The organism is Bacillus infantis NRRL B-14911, assembly GCF_000473245.1.
Taxonomy (GTDB): domain Bacteria; phylum Bacillota; class Bacilli; order Bacillales; family Cytobacillaceae; genus Bacillus_AB; species Bacillus_AB infantis.
On sequence record NC_022524.1, the window covers coordinates 4,250,534 to 4,270,571 of the forward strand.

Sequence of the window (20,038 nt, forward strand, 5' to 3'; positions counted from 1 at the left end):
TCAAAGTTATATCTGTTTCCTCCGCTTGGTGTGTGAAACAATTGTGTGAAACAAGAAATTTCGGGAGGTGCCTGTCACCTTCTATACCCATAAACAGCCCCCAGCAAATTAGCATGCTGCCTAAATGTGCAGGCCTCTATATTCGGTTTGATCTTCGCAAGGCCGACCTTAGCAAGAATGGCATCAAGCTTAAGGTTGATATTGTCGATGAGATCTTTTCTGGCACTGATGCCCCCGCCAATCAAAATAACTTCAGGATCATAGATGTATTGAAGGTTATAGATGCCGACCGCTAGATAATGATAAAAATCATTTAGTGCTTTCAGACAAGTCTCATCCCCGTTTTCAGCCAGCTCAAAGATCTCCTCGCCGGTGAGAGTCTCGGGATCCACTTGTTTGAGGGCAGCTACCTTTTTGACCAGGGCCTTTGTGGACGCTATCCGGCTCCAGACATCATTGTCGCCTTTAATATCTGATGTTAAAAACATATAGCCGAATTCTCCGCCATGCAGATTAGCTCCCTTGTGCAGATTTCCATCCTTGAACACAGAGCCGCCGATCCCGGTGCCGATTACCATCACAAGGACATCCTTCCTGCCCTTGGCTGCCCCTTTCCATATTTCCGCATAGCCGGCGCAATTGGCATCATTGCCAAGGAATACCTGCTTTCCTGTTCTCTCGCTGATCTGGCTTTTCATATTCGGGCCATGGATAAACGGAATCGCACTGGAGCCATATATGATTCCCTCATCAGAAACAGCACCAGGGCTGCATACGGCAATTCCTTCACATTCCGGATGGGCTTCACTGATTTCTGCCATGGCTTCCAATAACCCATCCAGGGTTTTCGGTGTCTTGATCTTGCTGGTTTCCAAGATTTCCGCCTGCTCTGTGACAATGCCGTATTTCACATACGTGCCGCCAAGGTCAAAAGCTAAATACTTCTCCATTCCATCACGTCCATCCGGATAATATGACTTTCAGGCAAACTGGTAAAAAAAGTGATGCTTCACCGGCTTAGAAAGCAGTGAAACATCACCCTGAAACAACTATTTATTCAGCTCATCGTTATGGGCTTCAAATTCTCTTGTTTCAATGATCTGCTTATACCAGTAAGCCGATTTTTTCAGGCTTCGCTTTAGATTGTCTTCCAGATTGATTTCCACCAGTCCATAGCGGTTCTTGAAGGCGTTCATCGGCGACACGCAATCAGAAAGCGCCCATAGCATATAGCCTTTGCAATTGGCCCCTTCGTCCACAGCCTTCAGCAGCCACTTCAAATGTTCTGAAATAAATTCGATGCGGTAATCATCCTGGATTATGCCTTCTTCATTTTTAAAGCGCTGCTCATTTTCGACGCCCATGCCGTTTTCAGCAATGAACCATTCGATGTTTCCGTACTCTTCCTTCATTCTCACGGCCATATCAAACATGATCTTCGGATAAATTTCCCACCCGCGGTACGGGTTCATCTTTTTCCCGGGAAGGTCGAACTTCTCGTAATAATAGGCCGGATGGAACGGCATACGCTCATTCCAGGCAGAAGTCCTTGCCTGCACACGATGCGGGAAATATAGGTTCAAGCCGACATAATCGACAGTATTTTCCTTGATTGTCTGCAGCTCTTCCTCTGTATGGTCAAACGCAATCCCATGCTTCTGATTTAACTCCAGCAGCTCCTCTGGGTATACCCCTTTAATCGCCGGATCCAGGAACACACGGTTGAAGAAGAGATCGTACATTTTCGCTGCTTCCTGATCATGCGGCGCAGATGATCTGGCATACGTGACTTCGGGATTGAGGATGGTCCCAATCTTAGCCCCTGCCTTCTCTTTCAGGCCCTTTTCCTTAAACAATTGAACGATTCTGGCTGTTGCAAGCCCTTTATTATAGTTCCACTGCATCCATTTTTTCGTATTCTGTTCAAATGGCCAGCGAATCGCATCCAGGTACATCCTGGTCTGCGGAACAACCGGCTCATTGAAGACAAACCAGTGCTTTACACGGTCCCCATAGCGGTCAAACACTTTATCTGCATATGAAACAAACAGCTCCACCACATGCTTCGAGCCCCAGCCATCATATTTTTCAAACAATTGGCCCGGTACTTCATAATGCTCCAGACAGATCATCGGCTCTACACCGTTTGCCTGCAGCTCATCGATCACATCACCGATATAATCTGCATACTCTTCGTCAACTATCGCATTCTCATAATCTGTTAAAAAGCGGGACCAGTTGATAGATGTACGGAAATGGGTCAGCCCGATTTCCTTCATGGCCGCAATATCTTCTTTATAGCGGTTCCTGAAGTCAGTCGCTACAGCAGGGCCGTAGCCATTGTGCCAGACATTTTTATTATTTTTATACCAAAGGTCCATATATGAATCCTGTGAATCCTTTTTGCCTGACCAACCTTCTGTCTGCCATGCGGACACTGCCGCTCCGATGATGAAATCCTTCGGTATACTCACATTGATTTTTTCCATTCTCATTTCCTCCTTAAAATATATTAGGTGGATCTTAACTTTCGGTACTGCGTCGGCGTCATGCCTGAAAATTTGCGGAACACTTCTACAAAATACTTATACTCATGAAACCCTGCCTGTTCAGCAATTTCATTGATTTTAAAAGGTGTTTCCTCCAGCAGGGTTTTTGCTTCTTCCACACGCATATGGTTGACATACTCATTAAAGGACTTGCCTGTTTTCTGTTTGAATAAAGAGCTGAAATAATTGGGCGTGATATTGACCACATCAGCAACTTCCTGGGCTTTTATTTCTGACTTATAATAGGTCCTTATGTATTCCAGGGCCCTTTCAATCAGCCAATCTTTGTTATCAGCTGCTTTCAGATTGAACACATGGATCGCCCTTTCAATATCCTGGAGCAGCCACCCGCCGAACACAGCATAAGATTCTGCAATGAGCAGCTCTGCTCCCTGTTCAAACACCGATGGAAAATGGAAGGAATCTTTTTGCCCTAAACTCTTCAGCCTGCTCCTCAGCCCTCGGCTCATTCTCCTGCAGATTGAAATCGATTCTTCCAATAAAAACTGATTAGATTTCAGATAGTTCACTAAGAGATGGACATGTTCTTCAATCTGATTTTGGTCAACTCTTAAAATCGCTTGAATCAACTTCTCTTCCATTTGTTCGGGATATGGAGTGCTGCGGCTTTCTGCTTTTTCCAATTCGGAACAAAAGAAAATCTTTTCACTGTTTATAGGAAGATGCCGGACTCCCTCCCGCAGCGGCCCGATTGCCTGAGAAAGGCTGCCCAGCGGAACAGCATGGTCGCTTAGCAGGAAGACCCAGGAATCTTCACATACCAGCTTTCCGATCCGGTCCTTTGCCAGGCTGTCAGATTGCTCCACAAGACAAGTCAGCAGCAGATTTTCACTCATAAAGATTGAAACACTTCTAACATCAATTTCTGCAAAAGCATCATCGATAGATTTTTTCCAACGAGCTTTCTGTGCCTTTTCTTCTTCAGGATGTGCTGCCCCGGTGATCGCATCCTGTTTTTTCATGCTGATAAAAGCAAAGCATGGAGTGGTTTCAAGCAGGTCATTCCCTGCTGTCTCATCAGTCGGGTAATCAAACACATGATGGTAAATGAGATTCCGGAGCCTGATTTGTTCATGCTGTCTGCGTTCAGCTTGCCTTTGATGGATTTCTTTGGTTATCTTTTGGGCAACCTCAAGCAATTCATCAATGTTTACCGGCTTGAGCAGATAATCCTCCACACCTAACTGGATCGCTTTCTGCGCATATTTAAACTCATCATAGCCGCTGATCATGATGATCCTGGTTTGCGGATATCTCTCCTTTAGAAAAGCAGCCAGGTCCAGCCCATCTTTATTCGGCATTCGGATATCGGTGATCACAATATCGACGCCATTCAGTTCTTTTACCTTGTTCATCGCTTCCTCGCCATCATGCGCAAGGCCGGCGACTTCAATCTGATGTTCTTCCCAAGGAATGGTATACGCCAGCCCCCGGCAAATCATAGGTTCATCATCTACAATCAGCATTTTGAAGGTCATATTATTCTTCACCCGACTTATCAGAAATTGCTTCTATGTCGCTTTCGCACAAGACTGGCAGTTTCACTCGAATCCAGGCGCCTTCACGGCTGGCTTCTTGTTCAATCCCGAAGCTTCCGCCAAAAGCGATCTCAATCCGTTCTTTAAGATTACTTAAGGCATAGCCGGTTTGATTGTTTTCCGCAGCTTCCTCCTGCTCCGGAAATCCCCATCCGTTATCAATCACATCAATCCAAACCTCTTGCTCCCGCCTGTAGCAGCGGATCGTGATCTTGCCTTTCCGGGGCAGATTCCTGAACCCATGCGCGATGCTATTCTCCACAATCGGCTGCAGAATTTGTTTCATGAGATACGCGTCTTTGATTTCATAATCATAGTAGATTGCAAATTGCAGACGATGCTCTCCCATCCTGCTTCGCTGCAGCTCCAGATAGTTTTGCAGGTATATCATTTCTTTTTCAACAGAGACCCACATCTTGCCCATATTCAGATTCATGCGGAAAATTCTCGATAGTTTCTCGATTAGCCCGCCTGTTTCATATGCCTTTTCCATCCTTGCAGTCCAGCGGATCAAATCCAGAGTGTTATATAAAAAATGAGGATCGATTTGATTCTGCAGGGCCTTAAGCTCCGATTCTTTTTGTTTGATCTTTAGACGGTACTCTATGTCGATATACTTTTGAATCTTTGATACCATCTGATTGAATCTCATCCCCAATATTCCGATTTCATCCTGAGACCCAACCTTTACCTTCGCGCTGAAATTCCCTTTTTCTAATTGTTCCGTTTGGCCCGTCAGCTCCACAATTGGTTTTACCAGCCTTAAATAAAAGCCGATAAACGCAATCCCGCCGAGCAGGGCAAGTAATAGGATCATGAAAAGAATAAGATTCCTGACATTGTACAGGTTACCGACCACGATATCCTGGTTCACCATCGCCACCGACAGCCAGTTTGTATTCTTTACTTCCCTTTTTACAATTAGGAATACGTTTCCATCTTTCTTATAACGGACTGTATGCTCATCGCTTTTCAGGATGGCATCCAATAGCTCCCTGTCCGGAAACCTCTTACCGACAATGGAAGGATCTTTGTGAAGGATCACATCCCCTTGATTAGATAAGATAAAATAGTCCCCTTGCTGAGAAGGATCTACTTCTACCCTTCGAAATACCTTCTTCGTATCCAGACGGATCTTAGCCAAACCAATCGGTTCAGATATATTCCGCAAATCATTGATCACCCTGGTCATCAGAACCACTGAATGCTTGCCGCCCCAGTCACTTTCCACTTCATAAGAACCGCTCCAGCTTGGAGAGCCATTGGCCTCAATCGCTTTTTCGACGAACGGTTCTTCTTGAACACCGCTGACCGGGTTTCCCGTCTGAAAGCTGCGGTCACCACGGCTGGTCAGTTCAATCGAATCAATATAGTCATAGCTCATAAGCTGAAAAGTAAAATAGCCCCGAATTTCTTCCTCTGCCAGTCTGATTTCCTGGACCCTATACTTTGGCAGCTTAAAAAAGCTCCGGAAATCCTGATCATAAATCATATAAGAGGACATGCTTTCAACGTCCCGGATAATCGAATTCAATGTTTCCTGGTTTTTCTCGAACCGCGAAAGAATATTCTCCTCCGCTTGTTTTTTAAAAGCATCGGTTGCCTGATAATAAATCAGGACGCCTAAAAATATGGTTGGCAAAGAGATCAAAATGAAGAACACGGTTACAAATTTTCTTTTTAAATTCCAGTTACGGGGCATATTGATCACCTTTGCCTTGCTGCTTTAGTTCTTAGCCTTTTACGGCACCTGCTGTCATTCCATTGACAATTTCTTTTTCTAGCAATAGATAGAAAGCGAGAATCGGAATCATGGACATGGTCAATCCAGCCATTTGTGCGCCGTAATTCGTCGTAAATTGTCCCGCAAAGCTTGCCAGACCAAGTGGAAGTGTCTGCAATGCCGGGTCATTGATTAAAACGAGGGCGAATGAGAATTCATTCCAATTATAAATGAAATTCAGGATGACGACCGTTGCTAAGGCCGGACGCGACATCGGCAGGATAATCGACCAGAAAATACGGAAAATCCCGCAGCCATCCATAATGGCTGATTCCTCAATATCCTTTGGAAAAGCCTTCATAAAGCTTGTCAAAATAAAAATCGTAATCGGCAGATGAAAGGCGATATACGGAAAAATCAGTGTAATCGGCATATTCAAAAGCCCTAAATTCCTCATTAATATAAACATCGGCACAAGTGTCGCATGAATCGGAATCAGCATTCCGAATATAAAGAAGACATAGGCCGCTTTATTCAGCTTAAAATGGAATCTTGATAGAAAATAAGAGGCGATTGCACCTATCAGGACCGTTAATAGTGTCGCCGTTATTGTAACAAATAAACTATTGGTGAATAAGGTCCCCAGATTGGCGGTTTCCCATGCGCTGAGGTAATTTTCAAAAACAAATGTGCTTGGGAGACCGAATTGATTGGTCGCAAATTCTTTTTCTGATTTGAATGAATTAATGGCCATCCAAATGATTGGATAGGCATTGACAATGGCGAAGATGATGAGAACAGCGTATATAATCGGCCTTTTCCACTTCAGCTTCTTCCGCTTTGGTTCAGCATCTATCGTCGGCGGTTTAGACATAACCGGCTGCATAATGTGTACCCTCCCTTATATCATCTTACGTCCAAGAAGTTTTGTCACCGTGTAAATCAAAATGAGGCTGAAGAAGAATATAACGACGGAAACTGCACTGCCGTATCCATACTGAAGCTTGCTGAACGTTTCATTGAACATGTACAGTGCCATAACGTCCGTTGAATGCGCCGGGCCGCCATGTGTCATGACATAAATCAAATCAAATGTTTTCAAACTTCCGGAGATGGCAAGAATGACCGCTACAATGATCGTATCCCAAATCATCGGAATCGTAATTTTCCAGGTTGTTGTCCATTCAGAAGCACCATCGATTTTCGCCGCTTCCAGCACTTCCTGCGGTACATTCTGCAAGGCAGCAAGGAAGATGATCAGATACAGGCCGACGAACTGCCAGATAACGACCACCAAAACAGCAATCATGGAAAATTTGGTATCGCCCAGCCAGTTTTGTGCCAGGAAGTCCAGCCCGACTGCCCGAAGCAATTCATTGATCAATCCCTGTTCAGAGTTGAAAATAAGGCTCCAGGTTAAAGAGATGACAACCGTTGACAAAACGACGGGAAGAAAACCGATCGTACGGAAAATTTTCAAGCCCTTGATTTTCCGGTTTAACAGTAAAGCAATAAATAAGGCAATGGGAACCTGCCCAAATACAGAAGCCAAAACGACGTAAATATTATTTTTTACTGAATTCCAGAAAAGGGAATCCTGGAATAACTGAACAAAATTATCAAGACCGACAAACTTCATGGCCGAGAACCCGTTCCACTCCATCAGGGAATAGTAAAAGGACTGCAGGATCGGCAGAATCGCAAAAACTAAGTAAATGAGCAATGCCGGCGCCAGACCGGCCGCAATCGCTATTTTCGTACCTTTTGTAGGTTGCATGAATCTCACCCCTTGATGTTGACAGGCTGCTAATCAAATTAACAGCCTGCCCAGGTTATATGATTATTTTTCTGCCTCTTTTTGCATCTCGGCAGCAAGCTCTTCAGGAGTCTTCTCTCCCAGAGTGATAGATTGCAGGCCATTGTTGATCATATCCGTCAATTCCGGTGTTAAGGTCGCATCATAAACCGGTGACAATCCGCCCTGTGCCAGCTTGTTGGCAGTTTGGAAGATTTCAGGGATATCGTCGCCCATTTCCAGGTCGGCAGGAACAACGATATTCGCTTCCAGCAATTGCTGATACATATCTTCACTATAGAAGAACTTCAGGAATTCAAAAGCAGCTTCCTTTTCTTCGCCGCTTAATTTACTGTTCAAGGCAATTCCGCCTCCAGCTACACCAGCTATCTTCTCCTGATCCCCTTCTGCTCCCTCAAAGGTAGGGAAAGGAGCGACACCAATGTTATCCACATTTTCCGCACTGTCTAAAATCGGCCCGATTGCCCAAGATCCAGCAAAGTGCATCGCAGTCTTTCCGGAGATAAAGTTGTTGCGGGCCTGAGCTTCATCCAATGTATTCATGTCTGCATTAAAAGCATTCATCTTGGTTAACTCATCAATAACTTCTAAACTTTTGATAAATTGCTCATCTTCAAAAGAACCATCACCATTCAGCACATTCGGCAAGAAGTCACTCCCAGTGAAGCGGTCCGCAATCGTTGAAATGTATACTGACTGCAGCGGCCAGATCCCTTTATTGCCAAGGGCGATCGGTGTAATATCTTCACCGTTCAATGCTTCAATCAATGATTTCAGCTCTTCATACGTTTTTGGGAACTCCTCGAAGCCCGCCTGTGACACAAGCTCTTTGTTATAGTAAATCAAGCTCGTTTCACTGATGTTTCCAGGAATCGCATAGTGCTCCCCATCAACGGCATAATCCTTCATGATACCCTCAGGAATCGTACCTTCCCAGTTATCAACAATCTCGTTCAGCGAAAGAAGCGCATTTCCTTCAACCAGCGGAGCAATTCGGGCACCAGGCCATACACGGAACATATCCGGCAATTGGTTGCCTGCAGCCTGTGTCCTTAATTTGGTTTCATACTGATCATGCGGAATCGCCTCAATCACGACTTCAATATCATCATGCTCTTCATTGAATTTCTCTACCATATTTTTATATGCTGCGTTTTCCGGGCGATCCTCTGTCCAGTCATTCCATAACGTCAATTCAACAGCATCGCCATTCGAACCCGCTTTTTCATCTCCCCCGCTGCAGCCAACCAGTCCTGCAGCAACCACTAAACCAGAAAGAATAAGTCCCATCTTCTTCATCTATCTTTCCTCCCTCAAAAGAATGTAAGCAGTTACATTTATAATTGTAACTGCTTACATTTTTAAAAAATATCCGGTAATTCTATAAAAATATCCAGAAAATTTAAATTTGTGTGGTTTTCGGATGATAAAAATGGAAAGTTCAGATAAATAATGAAACGAAATAGAGGGAGGCTCGTCTTATTTATAAAGAAGACGAGGAGGAAAATCAAAATTGTACTTTACATTTATAACCCTTATTTTACATGCATTCCTTATATTTTTTATATTAGCCATCACACTTCCATTTGCTGCGCAGCCAGTTCATAATTTGTCTCCAAACTTGTATATAAACTTATTTAGGTACCATGTTAAGTTATTTGCCATCTCCACTAGTTTAATCATAGCTTTTCCACTGACTCACCTTACAATAAGAAAGAATGTTAATTCCAAAAGGAAAATGATCATCTTTTTGGTTCAATCACTGTCATTGCTGTTCTTAGTTTTAATCTATTTTCTTAACAGAAACTATTTAAATGATCTAATGATCCGCCCCAATTTTGAGTAAGGGGAAATCTTTTCATCAAAGGGAAAAGACTAATTCAATAACCGCAATACCAGCTTAACCCAGCCAACCAAGCTCATCCAAAGCGGAACACTCAACAATATTCCCCAATACAGCCCTCTCACAAAGTTTCCTTCTTCATTATTCATAAACAGCACTCCCATCATGAATACTGTTAGAAGTATGATCAAATCTGATGGGGTCTAAACAAACGGGTGCTGCTTATATAATGGAAAAAACCACAACTATTAGGTTGTGGTTATTACTCTATGCAGCTATCATATAAAATTTAGGAAAGTTTGATTGGTATTGGAAACCAATGCTTCTCGTGAAATATTTGTGTGAAACAAGATTATTCGGGAGGTGCCTGTCACCTCTATCAATCTACCCCTCAAATTGATGAATAACAGCCGTAGCTGCACCCACTGTTTGAGAAAATGCTTCCTTATTAAAGTAGATATGTGTCTGGAAGCTGGGTATTCTTAGGGCGTTGTGATCAAGGTAATTCCTGATAGTGGATTGAAAGACTTCGTACTGATTGTACGGGCTGTCTATCACAATCTTCCCTGGGTTTATAAGATTAAGGATGCTTATCAGGGAAACACCTAATAAAGTTCCGTATTGCTGAAGCTTCTGTTCTGTTTCTCTCTCTCTTGCATCCCTGGATATATCACCAAGACTGGACTGCCATTCATAGAATACCTTTCTGCTGATCATCTTCTCAAGGCATCCCTTTTGGCCGCATCCGCAGAGAGGCCCATTGGGATCCACAGAAATATGGCCAATCTCCCCGGAGGTGAAGCTTTCTCCGTTCCAGATGCTACCGTCAATGATAAATGCACCGCCAATCCCGTCACCAATCCGGATATAGAAAAAACTGCTGGCATCGATATCTTCGTCATATACACTTGAGCAGAGGGAGGCCATTTTAACATTATTTTGAATGACCAAAGATACCTGAATAGAGTCCTTTAACTTATCTGAGATGTTTACATTTTTCCACTGAAGATTCGTAGATTCATAGACGATGCCTTCTTGTGAATTCACTATCCCTGGCACACCGATTCCAATGCCCAGCACATTGGTAAACTCATTGATCAGGCTTTCTGCAATGCAGATTATTTTTTCACAGACAGCAGTGATGTCCCTGCCTTCCACTTCTATAAAGCCGCTTTTAAGCGTTTCCAGATAATAATTTGTAACAACATATTCAATCCCATTATGGTGGATGGCCATTCCAATTGCATGGTAAGCATCCGCATTCATTTCAATCAGTATTTTAGGCCGCCCGGCTTTTTGCAGGTCCTTTACACCCACTTCGCGGATGATTCCCGCATTTATGTACTGATCCACGATAATAGACACGGTGTTTTTGCTTACCCCCATCCATTTCGCAAGATCTTTCCGGGACGTTTGCTTATATTTGCGCAGAAGCGATAGTATTTTCTTTTGATTTTGTTCGCGTAGTATACCTGGCCCTTTGGTTAACATGGCTGAATCCTCTTTTCTACTCACTGCCGTTTCCAACCATTATATCAAGCACAAGCTTATAATTTCTTAATTTTGTGCTTAAAACGTGAAATAAACTGCTGGTTCCATTCATCTCCTCCCGTTGCGTTTCCGCTCTTCCAGATGGGAGGCTGAATACCTTGCTCAACCAGTAATGCAATGGCCTCCATGCTTACAGAATTAAGAATATAGGCATTTACAAAAGTGGATATTGCTCCTACCTTCTGTTCGAGACCCTCTATTTCAATTACCGCGTCGCCCACCTCTATTTTGGAATCAATGGAGATATCCACTATGTCATGCAGATTCTGCTTGGACGGATGTCTTGCAATATGATCTGCAGGAGTGGAGGCAGCATGCTTCACTGAAGATACTCCGATAGTCTTCACGCCCAGCCTTTTTGCTTCCAGTGCAGCATCGATCGTCGCTGCGTTGATTCCATATGCGTTTACGATGATCAAAAGATCACCTGATTCCAGGCCATAATCCTGGAGGACCACTTTTCCATAGCCCGGAGTACGCTCAATCGCCATCGATCGCAGAGCCCCGCTGCTCAACAAGGTGCCTTCATCCAAAATAGCACTAACATGCATCAGCCCGCCGGCACGAAAGAACAACTCCTGTGATCCCAGATTGGAATGGCCCCCAGGCCCATATACGTACACGATTCTGTCTTCTTTTATATGGTCTGCCACGGCCCTTGCCGCCAGATTGATATCATCACTCTCTGTTGCGATAATTTCTTCCAGATAGCTTTTAATCTGACCAAAGTATTCTAGTGCATAATTCATCACGAAACACTCCATTCATTGATTTATGGGACCCGGATCCCCCATTTTTATTGCCTTAATTAACTCCATACGGCCGTTTTCTTTGCGAAACAAGAGGAGATCTGCCGGTGCACCTGCCTGCAGACCGTCTTTCTGCGGAAGGTTCAGCAGCTTTGCAGGCAGGATAGAAGCTTTTTCAATGGCTTTTTCCAAAGCTGTTATGCCCATGGATGTTAGAGTATTGACTCCCCAAAGTATGCTTTGGGCAGAGCCCGCCAGCAGTTTCGGTTCATTCTTCAAATGCAGCTTTCCTTGTTCCGTTAAGGTAACTTCCCCTCCCACGGGAGCTGTATAATCACCCGGGGGGAGACCGGCTAATGCCACGCTGTCACTAATGATCAGCATTTTGTCTTCCTTTACCTTCTCAATCACTTTTAAAACCGAAGATGGCAAATGGTAGCCATCACAAATGACTGTTGCTGCAAGTGAATCCTCCGCCAGCTGATCCCATAGATAGTTTGGATGCCTCGGGAGCATCACATGGGCGCCGTTGCCGAGGTGCGTTGATAGTGCTGCTCCCGCTTTAACCGCCTCCCTGATCTGTTCCCCATCGGCCGCTGTGTGGCCGATAGACACCAGCACTTGATGTGCTGCTGCCTTCTTGATAAAGTCCGCCGCATCCGGCCATTCAGGTGACAGTGTAATCATTTTGATCAGCCCATTGACTGATTCATTCAGTGCCTGGAAAAACTCAAAGTCGGGAGGCTGAATATATTGTTTGCTGTGTGCCCCTCTTGGGCCATCCTCCCCTGATAGGAACGGTCCTTCCAAATGGATTCCCGGTATCATGCTTCTCACCAGTTCATCTTGCTCCCGTGCAAGTGAAATGGTAGACGTGAGCGATGCAATTTGATTAAAAGAGTTTGTAATAATCGTAGGAAAAAAGGAAGTAGCCCCTTCCTCCAAAAGAAACAAGCAGGCCTTCCTTACATCATCCACGGTGAGTTCAATGCTATTAAAATCAACACCCCTGTAGCCATTCACCTGGAGGTCTACAAATCCGGGAGCTATATAAAGCTCAGAATCCTCCAACGCAGCCAAGGGTTCCATTGATTCGATGAAGCCATCTTTGATGATGATTCTTACTGGCTTATTATCCTTATAGTGCATGCCCTCCAGCGTATAATAATTATCTTCCATCCTGTTCATCTCCAAAGGAATCCTTATCCAAATATAATTTTGCCTGAGCATGCGTTCTCAAAATAGTGGCAGGACATGCCGTACTGATTGGGCCATTAAGGGTCTGCCGAACGGCTTCCGCTTTTGTTCTGCCAGGAACAGCACAATACATGGATCCTGCTGCCAGCAAGGCCGGGATTGTCAGCGTAAAAGCGTATAACGGCACATCCTCCAGGCTGGAAAAACAGCCATCATTTACTTGCTGCTGCCTGCATGCATCCTCCAGTTCCACTTTTTTAATCATGTGTTCATCTTCAAAATCAGCAACCGGGGGATCGTTGAAAGCAATGTGCCCGTTTTCCCCAATTCCAAGACAAACAATATCAATTGGAGCTTCCTGTAATAGGCGTGTGTACCGCTCCACCTCTTCCTTATCGGAACTGTTGATGAGATGAACCTGCTTGAATGAAACTTTGTCAAACAGCCTCTCCTTCAAAAAGTTTTGGAAAAGCTGTGGCGCATCATTTGGAAGGCCAATGTATTCATCCATATGAAAGGCTGTCATATCCTCCCACCTGATTCTGCTGTCCTGTATTAAATAATCCAGAACCTCATTCTGGGATGGCGCTGCGGCAAAAACCATCCGGATTTCACCCTGTTCCTTTTGAAGCTTTACAATCTGCCCTGCGATATCAGCAGCTGCAGCCCTGCCCATGTCATCCCGGTTTTTAAACACATAATAGGTCAGCTTGTCTTTCTGTCCTTCTTTAATTGCTTTAACTGTCAATTCTCTCACCTACTAAACTATTTTTTATGGCCAGCACGATTGTCTCTTCCATCCCTTCCTGAAAAGGCGCGGGCAGTCCGAAATAATAGATAAAATCCTCCGATTCATATCCGCCTTCCCGGATCTGTGCAGCAGTCGGGATATACCCGGACATCCCGTTGCTGTATCCTATTGCAAGCGACCCGGGAGAGAGGCCCCTTACATACTGCCCATACTGCTGGACCATCTCTCCACTGAAACAGACAAGACTTAAATCATTTCCAAGATTTAATACCTGTATCTCCAACTTGGCCGATCTTCCAGCGCTCCAGTGCTTATGCACATGATCCTTCCATAAACATTGGACTCTCGCATCCATCTCTGCTGCAGCTTGATAACCTTCCTGGAAGAAAAGGGGCACACTCATCACCTTCGCTTCCATGAAATTCATCTCCAGCTTTTCACCCGCCTGTTCCCTCAAAGCCTGAAGAACTGGCGCAGCAAGCTGGGCTCCCAGCCGTTCCATATCAGATGTTTCTCCTCTATAAAACTCTTTATCTTTTACTAATGCCGGTCTTACCTCTCCACAGCAGCCCTGCAAAAAGCCGATGACTGCATTGCTGTATTGCTCTTGAATTATGGCACAGCCATAACCCGGAAATTCAGCTGAAAGAATATTGGCATCCGTTGAGGTAGGATGGCAGGCATAGTGAAGCAGCACCCCTTTTACTTCCTGGTTCTTTTTTTCAAAAGAAATAATGGAAACTGTTTGATCAACAATCCCATCGTAATTAGGCCTCATCACGATTCTCTTGCCCTCGGAGTATCTGCGGTTTACCCCCATCTCACACGTTGTATATCTCCGGGCCGCAGTGACTATTTCTTTATCACTTTTTGCGGCTCTTACACTTTCAATAATCATTTCTTCCAATGAGCCGAGATATTGAGGATCCGCTTCACCAAGAAGGCTTGTAAAAGCAGCACTGGTCTGCGGACCAGAGTGATTGTGGGTGGCATGAAAGCAGATATATTCCGGATCAATGCTAAATTTATCGCTCAAGGTGCCTCTCCACTTTTGAACATATTCTGTATCCCACCAGATCACATCCCCTATGAAGAGGACTGATTTTTCTGCTCCGATTTCAAAATAAAAGGTTTTTAAGAAAAGAGGAGAATGGACACTCTCTGCCTTGCCTTTTCGATGGGCAAACCCCGCCAGCTGCACTGGCATCTCCGGGGTTATATCAATCTGATGAACTCCCAGCCAAAGTGACATGCCGTATTCTCCTTTCTGTTCACCATCACTAAAACAACTTCATAATCAGTATAAAATTCCTTATCACATGGAATGGATCCTTCACCGGAAGCGCAACTACTTTGTTTAATGGCTTGCCTTGCCGATCCCTGATTTGAATCCATTCTCCAATCTGTTTATCAGGGTTTGGAAAGGTCTTGAACGTGTAGCCGGCCACCCGCTGATACCATTCTTTAAACACCTCTTTCTTGGTATGCTGGTAGAGAAGGAGCAGCGTATACAGCGCTTCAGAATGCGGCCACCAAAGCTTGGTGTCCCAGGTATCGCGAATGAGGGCACAGTAGGGTTCATCATCATTCTCCCGCCCGCTTGGCTTGCCGCCATTTTTATCTACAAAACGCAATAACCCGCCATATTCCTCATCCCAGCCAGCTTCAATCGCTTTTAAGGCAACTTTGGAAAGTGCTTCGAGGACCGCCCCGCGCTCACTTTCTTTCCATTCGTGCAAGCTATGGAGATGAAACCAAATTGATTCGAGCGTATGGCCAGGATTCAGATGATTTTCCAATAACGTACCGCCGCTCCCTTCCCTTTGCGGTTTCAGCTCAACGCACCTGCCATCTTCAGCAATGAATTCTCTCAATATATATCTGCTCAATTCACCAGACGTCTTTACACCAAGACTCTCTATGGAAAAAGAATACTGGTCTGCTGTTTTCTCTATTTCCTGCGCGACATTTAATAGAATCATATTGATTGAATGGGATAAATAGCCTTCAGGAATAGGATAGGGCTCTGTTTTCACCTTTCCCTCCAGCACTCTCGTGTTTACAGTCTTATAAACCGATACTGCCAGGGAAAAAGCATCAGCATTATTAAATATTTCGGCATATTTATTTACTCCGAGAACAAAGAAGCAATCTGCATATATACTAATATCCTTTTGCCCCTCAATTTCCCCTCCATCCTCAGTGACAGCATAAAGCACATGGTTTTCCCTGGTGAGTGTATGCTTCTTCAGAAAGGCATACGTTTTTTCCGCCATGTCCTTTAATGATGCTGATTCAAGGGGCAATCTTCCTGCCTCGGCCAGCTGATACAGCTCAGAGCAGAGCCAAAGGAAGCGCCCCTGTGACCAGGTATATTTGACTCTGTTGACGAGCTGTGAGCCGTCGTTGGTGTAGCAGGTAAAAACGCCGCCATGCTTCTGGTCAAAGGCATTTTCCCAGAACGGCCAGAAGTTCTCCACAATCTCCTTCTGATAAAATTCATTTATTTCATTCATTAAATTCTCCTCTTTTATAATGCTGTATTGATGTTTTTTGTATCGCTGGCAAGCTCTTCGTCACTTTTGCTTATGGCAGTCAGCATATCCTCCACATCCGGTGAAACTGCTTTGCTGTTCAAAAAGCCCATTCCGATATAAACAAGTGCAGAAGAAAACACCGGGGCACCCAGTTCTACATAAAGCGGCCAATCCACCCAATATTTGGTGACTGCAAACATGATAAAGCCTGCAATGATGGATGAAATTGCTGCTGCGGAACCGCTTCGTTTGAAGGCTGGCAGAAGCCCAAGCAGCATTGGGATAGAGACAGGTCCGACCAAGGCTGCGAACCAGGAGATCAGCAGACCGAGAACTCCGCCGAAGTTATCTGAAAAGATAGCGATAATAAGGGTAGCGAAAGTAAAGATGAATGTAGTAATCCGGGCAATCTTCAAGGTGGCCTGCTGGTTAAGCCCTTTGAATTTCCGGGACATAACGGGAAGTATATCTCTAGTGATTACAGATGAAATAGTGTTGGCGTCTGAGGATGTCATCGACATGGTTGCGGCAAATAATGATGCCAGCACTAGACCAACTAAGCCGGCTGGAAGAAGCTCCTGTGTCAAAAGGGCATATGATTTGGTTGGATCTTCAAGATTCGGCAGGATAAGCGGTGCAGCCCACATCGGAAAGAACAGAATCAATGGGAACAAAAGGTAAAGCCAGCCAGATAATAGGGCAGATTTCTTTGCTTCTTTCCCGGATGGAGAAGAGATGTATCTTGCTGCAAGGTTCCAAGTACCACCGTTGTAGCTTAAGAAAACAATGAAGACGAAGACTAGCACATAACCAATTGAGTAGGGTTCATTGAATGGCTGGCTATTCGCCGGCGGGAGCTGGTCCCAAATCCCGAAAATTGAACTAACACCACCCATTTTGCTTAATACTATAAAGAACATGACAAATGCTGCCACAATTTGAATAAGGAATTGAACAAAGTCTGTCCACAGATCGGCCCATATGCCGCCAATCGTAATATAAACCAAGGAAACCAATCCCGACAGCAAGATTCCGTACATGATCGGAACCCCAGTAAATACGTTCAACAGTATCCCAATCGCAGCCCATTTGGCTCCAACATCAAACAGTTTTAACAGTACACCGCTCCATGCGATCAATTGCTGAGTCGGCACATTATAGCGCATAGCAAGATACTCCGTTGGCGATTCAATGTCCAGCTTCGTTCTCAGCTTAGACCAGCGAGGCGCCATAATGTAAGCGCCTACAATTACAGATACGAAGATCGGCAGCGCCCACCACACATACAAACTGAACCCATGAGTATAAGCAAGCCCTGCATAGGCCACAAATACAGCCCCGCTATAGCCGCCCACATGATGGGAAATCCCGCCCAGCCACCAGGGAAGATTCCCGCCGGCAACAAAATAATCCTTCGACCCTTGAACCTTTTTAAAAGTGGTGAATCCAATAACAACCATCAATAAGAAAAATGCAATAATGACTCCCCAATCTAATCCGCTCATCCTCATGCTCCCCCTTTTTTAGATCTTAACGCTTTACAAAATTCTATTGAATCTCACTAATTCACTCTGTAATCCTCCCCCCTTTATTTAGTAATAATATATGACTAATACAATTAGAAAATAACATAAGTTCATCTGTTTGTAAAATTAATTTCTGAATTTTTAAAAATAAATTGTCACTTATCCCTTCCATTTTCAAAATAGAAAAAAAGGTAAAGCAACTAGTGCTTCACCTTAGAAATCGTATCATTATTAAATTAGCTCACTGTGAAACATCTTGAGTAACAAGATTACTCGGGAGGTGCCTGTCACCTAATTTTGTAATAAAAGATTTTTTTATTAGTAGCTTCTAATTTAACTTCCTCATTGGTTCTTTCAAACTCAGAAAGTATGTAATCAATGCTTTGCCGCTGAGCATTCGTTACATCTTTATGAGATGTTAATTGCCAGTACTGCGGGAATAACTGAAGAATATCATGATATCTATCTGTATCATCCATCTTCAACGCACGATAATTCATTGTTAAAAGCTCAAAAGTGGTAATAACGTTTTCTTTACTTAGTTCGAAGACCTCTTTTGACTGTTTCCCATGTCGATAACCTTCAGTAATTTCACTGTCTTTTTTTACTTGTTCAAAAAAAGTCCTGAAAGCTGCTTCTTCTAATTCTTTTTCTTTATAATCGTTTTCGACTTTAAAGAACCAGATGAAAAAAACACAGATTGCCAGTAATATAGAAATCATAAGCTTTTTGTTCAACTATATAATCCCCTTACGCTGTTTCCCAAACTAACATTTAACAATCGCGTATTAGTCCCCAACTTATTCCCACTCATAATTCTCGACCAGCTCAGCCATCTTCGGAACTATTTTTTGAAGTGAATCTATTCCTGAAAAGTGTTCATTATTTGAAATTACTGTAATGTAATTGCCATCATGACCTACCCAAAATACTGTGGAATCCCCGGTTAAAGTGACAATAGGTACATTGGCTGACCATGTAAGTTTGACAAGTCTGGTGATGTTATTTTTGGTCCTTTTCACAGGATAAGGCGACTCGTGCTCCCTTTCCTCCAGGCTGAACACATCCTGTTTGATCGACCATAATGACAGGTTCAGCATATTTCCGTTTCCATGCAAATAAGGATAATAGGCTTTGAATTGCTGCGGGGTGCGAATCACTGCTTTTACAAAGAAGGTATCTTTGTATTCGCCCTTCGCACAATTGAACGCTATATCCTGCTCCCTGTACAGACCTTCAAATTCTGCCTGCTGAAAATCAAAGATTTCCACAAGTGAATAAACAGGATAATAATCCGGATTCTCCATCCAGCTGCAAAAAAATACTTCATAATGATTTGCAAGACCACTTTCGGCATAATAGGGAAATTCCACGATATGCCTGAAATCTCCTCGTATCTCAAAAGGATAAGTGGCTTCCGCCTTCGGTTCTATCATTACTTTTCCGGGAGGAAACCAGCTGACTTCTATTTTCATTTTTTTCACCTTACTTTTGCTTTATTCTTCCAATACCTCAATCCGCTCTGCCCCTGTCTTAGGAGGAAGCGATTCCTGAGCCTTGCCGTTGTAGGTTATGGCAACTTTTTGCCCAATCTCTAAATTCTTTAATTGTCTTTTACTTACATAAAAAAACATGCCTTGTTCGTAAGCTATCTCCATTATTTCTTCTTGTGTTCCATTCTCAAGCACTTCATCTGAAATGTTACTAATGACCAGAATCATATTAGGCTCAGAAAACTTTTGGGCAACATAACCTTCAAAGACAGGCTTTTTCGAACATGAAGACATTACCATACAGCAAAGGATCAGCATCATCACGAGCACTCTACTATTTTTCATTACTTTCCTCCCCCCACATGTTGAGGATCAAAGAACGATGGTCTACGCTAGGCTGGCCGTCCTCACTTCACAATTTTTACCTTTATGGCTCCTGCTTGTCCTGGGGCTGATGTTGCTTTATTTCCATTGTAGTAAACTATTACTTTCTGACCTGCTTTGAGCTTATCCCGAAGTTTGCTATCAAGGCTGGTAATTTTAAAATATGTTCCTTCACCACCAAAAGTTTCTGCAAGTTCCTCAAACTCTTCCTCTTCTATCTCTTTTTCATTGGCCGGTACAACCCAAATTTCAGAATCACTTTTGCTTATAATGTAACCTTCTTCCTGAACCGCACCTAAAGTACAGGCAGACAACAATAGGAGGCAGCAAAACTTTAATAATGTTCTGATGGTTGTCATT

Annotated in this window: 18 protein-coding genes; all 18 read right to left on the minus strand. The window is 43.8% G+C overall.

Going from position 1 to position 20,038, the window contains the following annotated elements; translation table 11 throughout:
• Window positions 1-74: 74 nt before the first annotated feature.
• Window positions 75-950 (minus strand): ROK family protein, encoded by an 876-nt coding sequence (locus tag N288_RS21195; RefSeq protein WP_009792819.1) that lies wholly within the window; start codon window positions 948-950, stop codon window positions 75-77.
• Window positions 951-1,049: 99 nt separating this feature from the next.
• Window positions 1,050-2,489, minus strand: a complete 1,440-nt coding sequence (locus tag N288_RS21200; RefSeq protein ID WP_009792818.1) for a glycoside hydrolase family 1 protein — start codon at window positions 2,487-2,489, stop codon at window positions 1,050-1,052.
• A 23-nt stretch (window positions 2,490-2,512) separates the two neighbouring features.
• A complete protein-coding gene (locus tag N288_RS21205) occupies window positions 2,513-4,048 on the minus strand; it encodes a response regulator transcription factor (RefSeq protein ID WP_022544447.1) in 1,536 nt (511 codons plus the stop codon).
• 1 nt (window position 4,049) lies between these two features.
• Window positions 4,050-5,810: a sensor histidine kinase gene (locus N288_RS21210; protein ID WP_009792816.1), complete on the minus strand. Its 1,761-nt coding sequence runs from the start codon at window positions 5,808-5,810 to the stop codon at window positions 4,050-4,052.
• Between the two features lie 31 nt (window positions 5,811-5,841).
• Complete coding sequence (locus N288_RS21215) at window positions 5,842-6,717, minus strand: carbohydrate ABC transporter permease (protein ID WP_009792815.1); 876 nt, start codon at window positions 6,715-6,717, stop codon at window positions 5,842-5,844.
• A 15-nt stretch (window positions 6,718-6,732) separates the two neighbouring features.
• Window positions 6,733-7,608: a carbohydrate ABC transporter permease gene (locus N288_RS21220; protein ID WP_009792814.1), complete on the minus strand. Its 876-nt coding sequence runs from the start codon at window positions 7,606-7,608 to the stop codon at window positions 6,733-6,735.
• 63 nt (window positions 7,609-7,671) lie between these two features.
• On the minus strand, window positions 7,672-8,946 hold the full coding sequence (locus tag N288_RS21225; protein WP_009792813.1) for an extracellular solute-binding protein: 1,275 nt from the start codon (window positions 8,944-8,946) through the stop codon (window positions 7,672-7,674).
• Window positions 8,947-9,874: 928 nt separating this feature from the next.
• The gene (locus N288_RS21235) at window positions 9,875-10,981 is read right to left on the minus strand and encodes an ROK family transcriptional regulator (protein WP_022544450.1); all 1,107 of its coding nucleotides are present in this window, start codon (window positions 10,979-10,981) and stop codon (window positions 9,875-9,877) included.
• Window positions 10,982-11,037: 56 nt separating this feature from the next.
• Entirely contained in the window at window positions 11,038-11,790 is a 753-nt protein-coding gene (locus N288_RS21240; protein ID WP_022544451.1) for a sugar isomerase domain-containing protein, read from the minus strand.
• Between the two features lie 15 nt (window positions 11,791-11,805).
• Complete coding sequence (locus N288_RS21245; RefSeq protein ID WP_022544452.1) at window positions 11,806-12,969, minus strand: N-acetylglucosamine-6-phosphate deacetylase; 1,164 nt, start codon at window positions 12,967-12,969, stop codon at window positions 11,806-11,808.
• Complete coding sequence (locus N288_RS21250) at window positions 12,959-13,735, minus strand: glucosamine-6-phosphate deaminase (protein ID WP_009792808.1); 777 nt, start codon at window positions 13,733-13,735, stop codon at window positions 12,959-12,961. Before N288_RS21250 ends, N288_RS21245 begins: the two co-directional genes overlap by 11 nt.
• Window positions 13,725-14,990: a neutral/alkaline non-lysosomal ceramidase N-terminal domain-containing protein gene (locus tag N288_RS21255; RefSeq protein ID WP_009792807.1), complete on the minus strand. Its 1,266-nt coding sequence runs from the start codon at window positions 14,988-14,990 to the stop codon at window positions 13,725-13,727. Before N288_RS21255 ends, N288_RS21250 begins: the two co-directional genes overlap by 11 nt.
• Window positions 14,991-15,018: 28 nt before the next feature.
• Window positions 15,019-16,254 (minus strand): AGE family epimerase/isomerase, encoded by a 1,236-nt coding sequence (locus N288_RS21260; RefSeq protein WP_009792806.1) that lies wholly within the window; start codon window positions 16,252-16,254, stop codon window positions 15,019-15,021.
• Window positions 16,255-16,268: 14 nt separating this feature from the next.
• The gene (locus N288_RS21265) at window positions 16,269-17,780 is read right to left on the minus strand and encodes a sodium:solute symporter family protein (RefSeq protein ID WP_022544453.1); all 1,512 of its coding nucleotides are present in this window, start codon (window positions 17,778-17,780) and stop codon (window positions 16,269-16,271) included.
• A gap of 308 nt (window positions 17,781-18,088) precedes the next feature.
• On the minus strand, window positions 18,089-18,538 hold the full coding sequence (locus N288_RS21270) for a hypothetical protein (RefSeq protein ID WP_009792804.1): 450 nt from the start codon (window positions 18,536-18,538) through the stop codon (window positions 18,089-18,091).
• A 63-nt stretch (window positions 18,539-18,601) separates the two neighbouring features.
• Complete coding sequence (locus N288_RS21275; RefSeq protein ID WP_009792803.1) at window positions 18,602-19,276, minus strand: hypothetical protein; 675 nt, start codon at window positions 19,274-19,276, stop codon at window positions 18,602-18,604.
• A gap of 21 nt (window positions 19,277-19,297) precedes the next feature.
• Complete coding sequence (locus N288_RS21280; protein WP_022544454.1) at window positions 19,298-19,639, minus strand: YobA family protein; 342 nt, start codon at window positions 19,637-19,639, stop codon at window positions 19,298-19,300.
• A 62-nt stretch (window positions 19,640-19,701) separates the two neighbouring features.
• On the minus strand, window positions 19,702-20,037 hold the full coding sequence (locus N288_RS21285; RefSeq protein WP_022544455.1) for a YobA family protein: 336 nt from the start codon (window positions 20,035-20,037) through the stop codon (window positions 19,702-19,704).
• Window position 20,038: the final 1 nt, after the last annotated feature.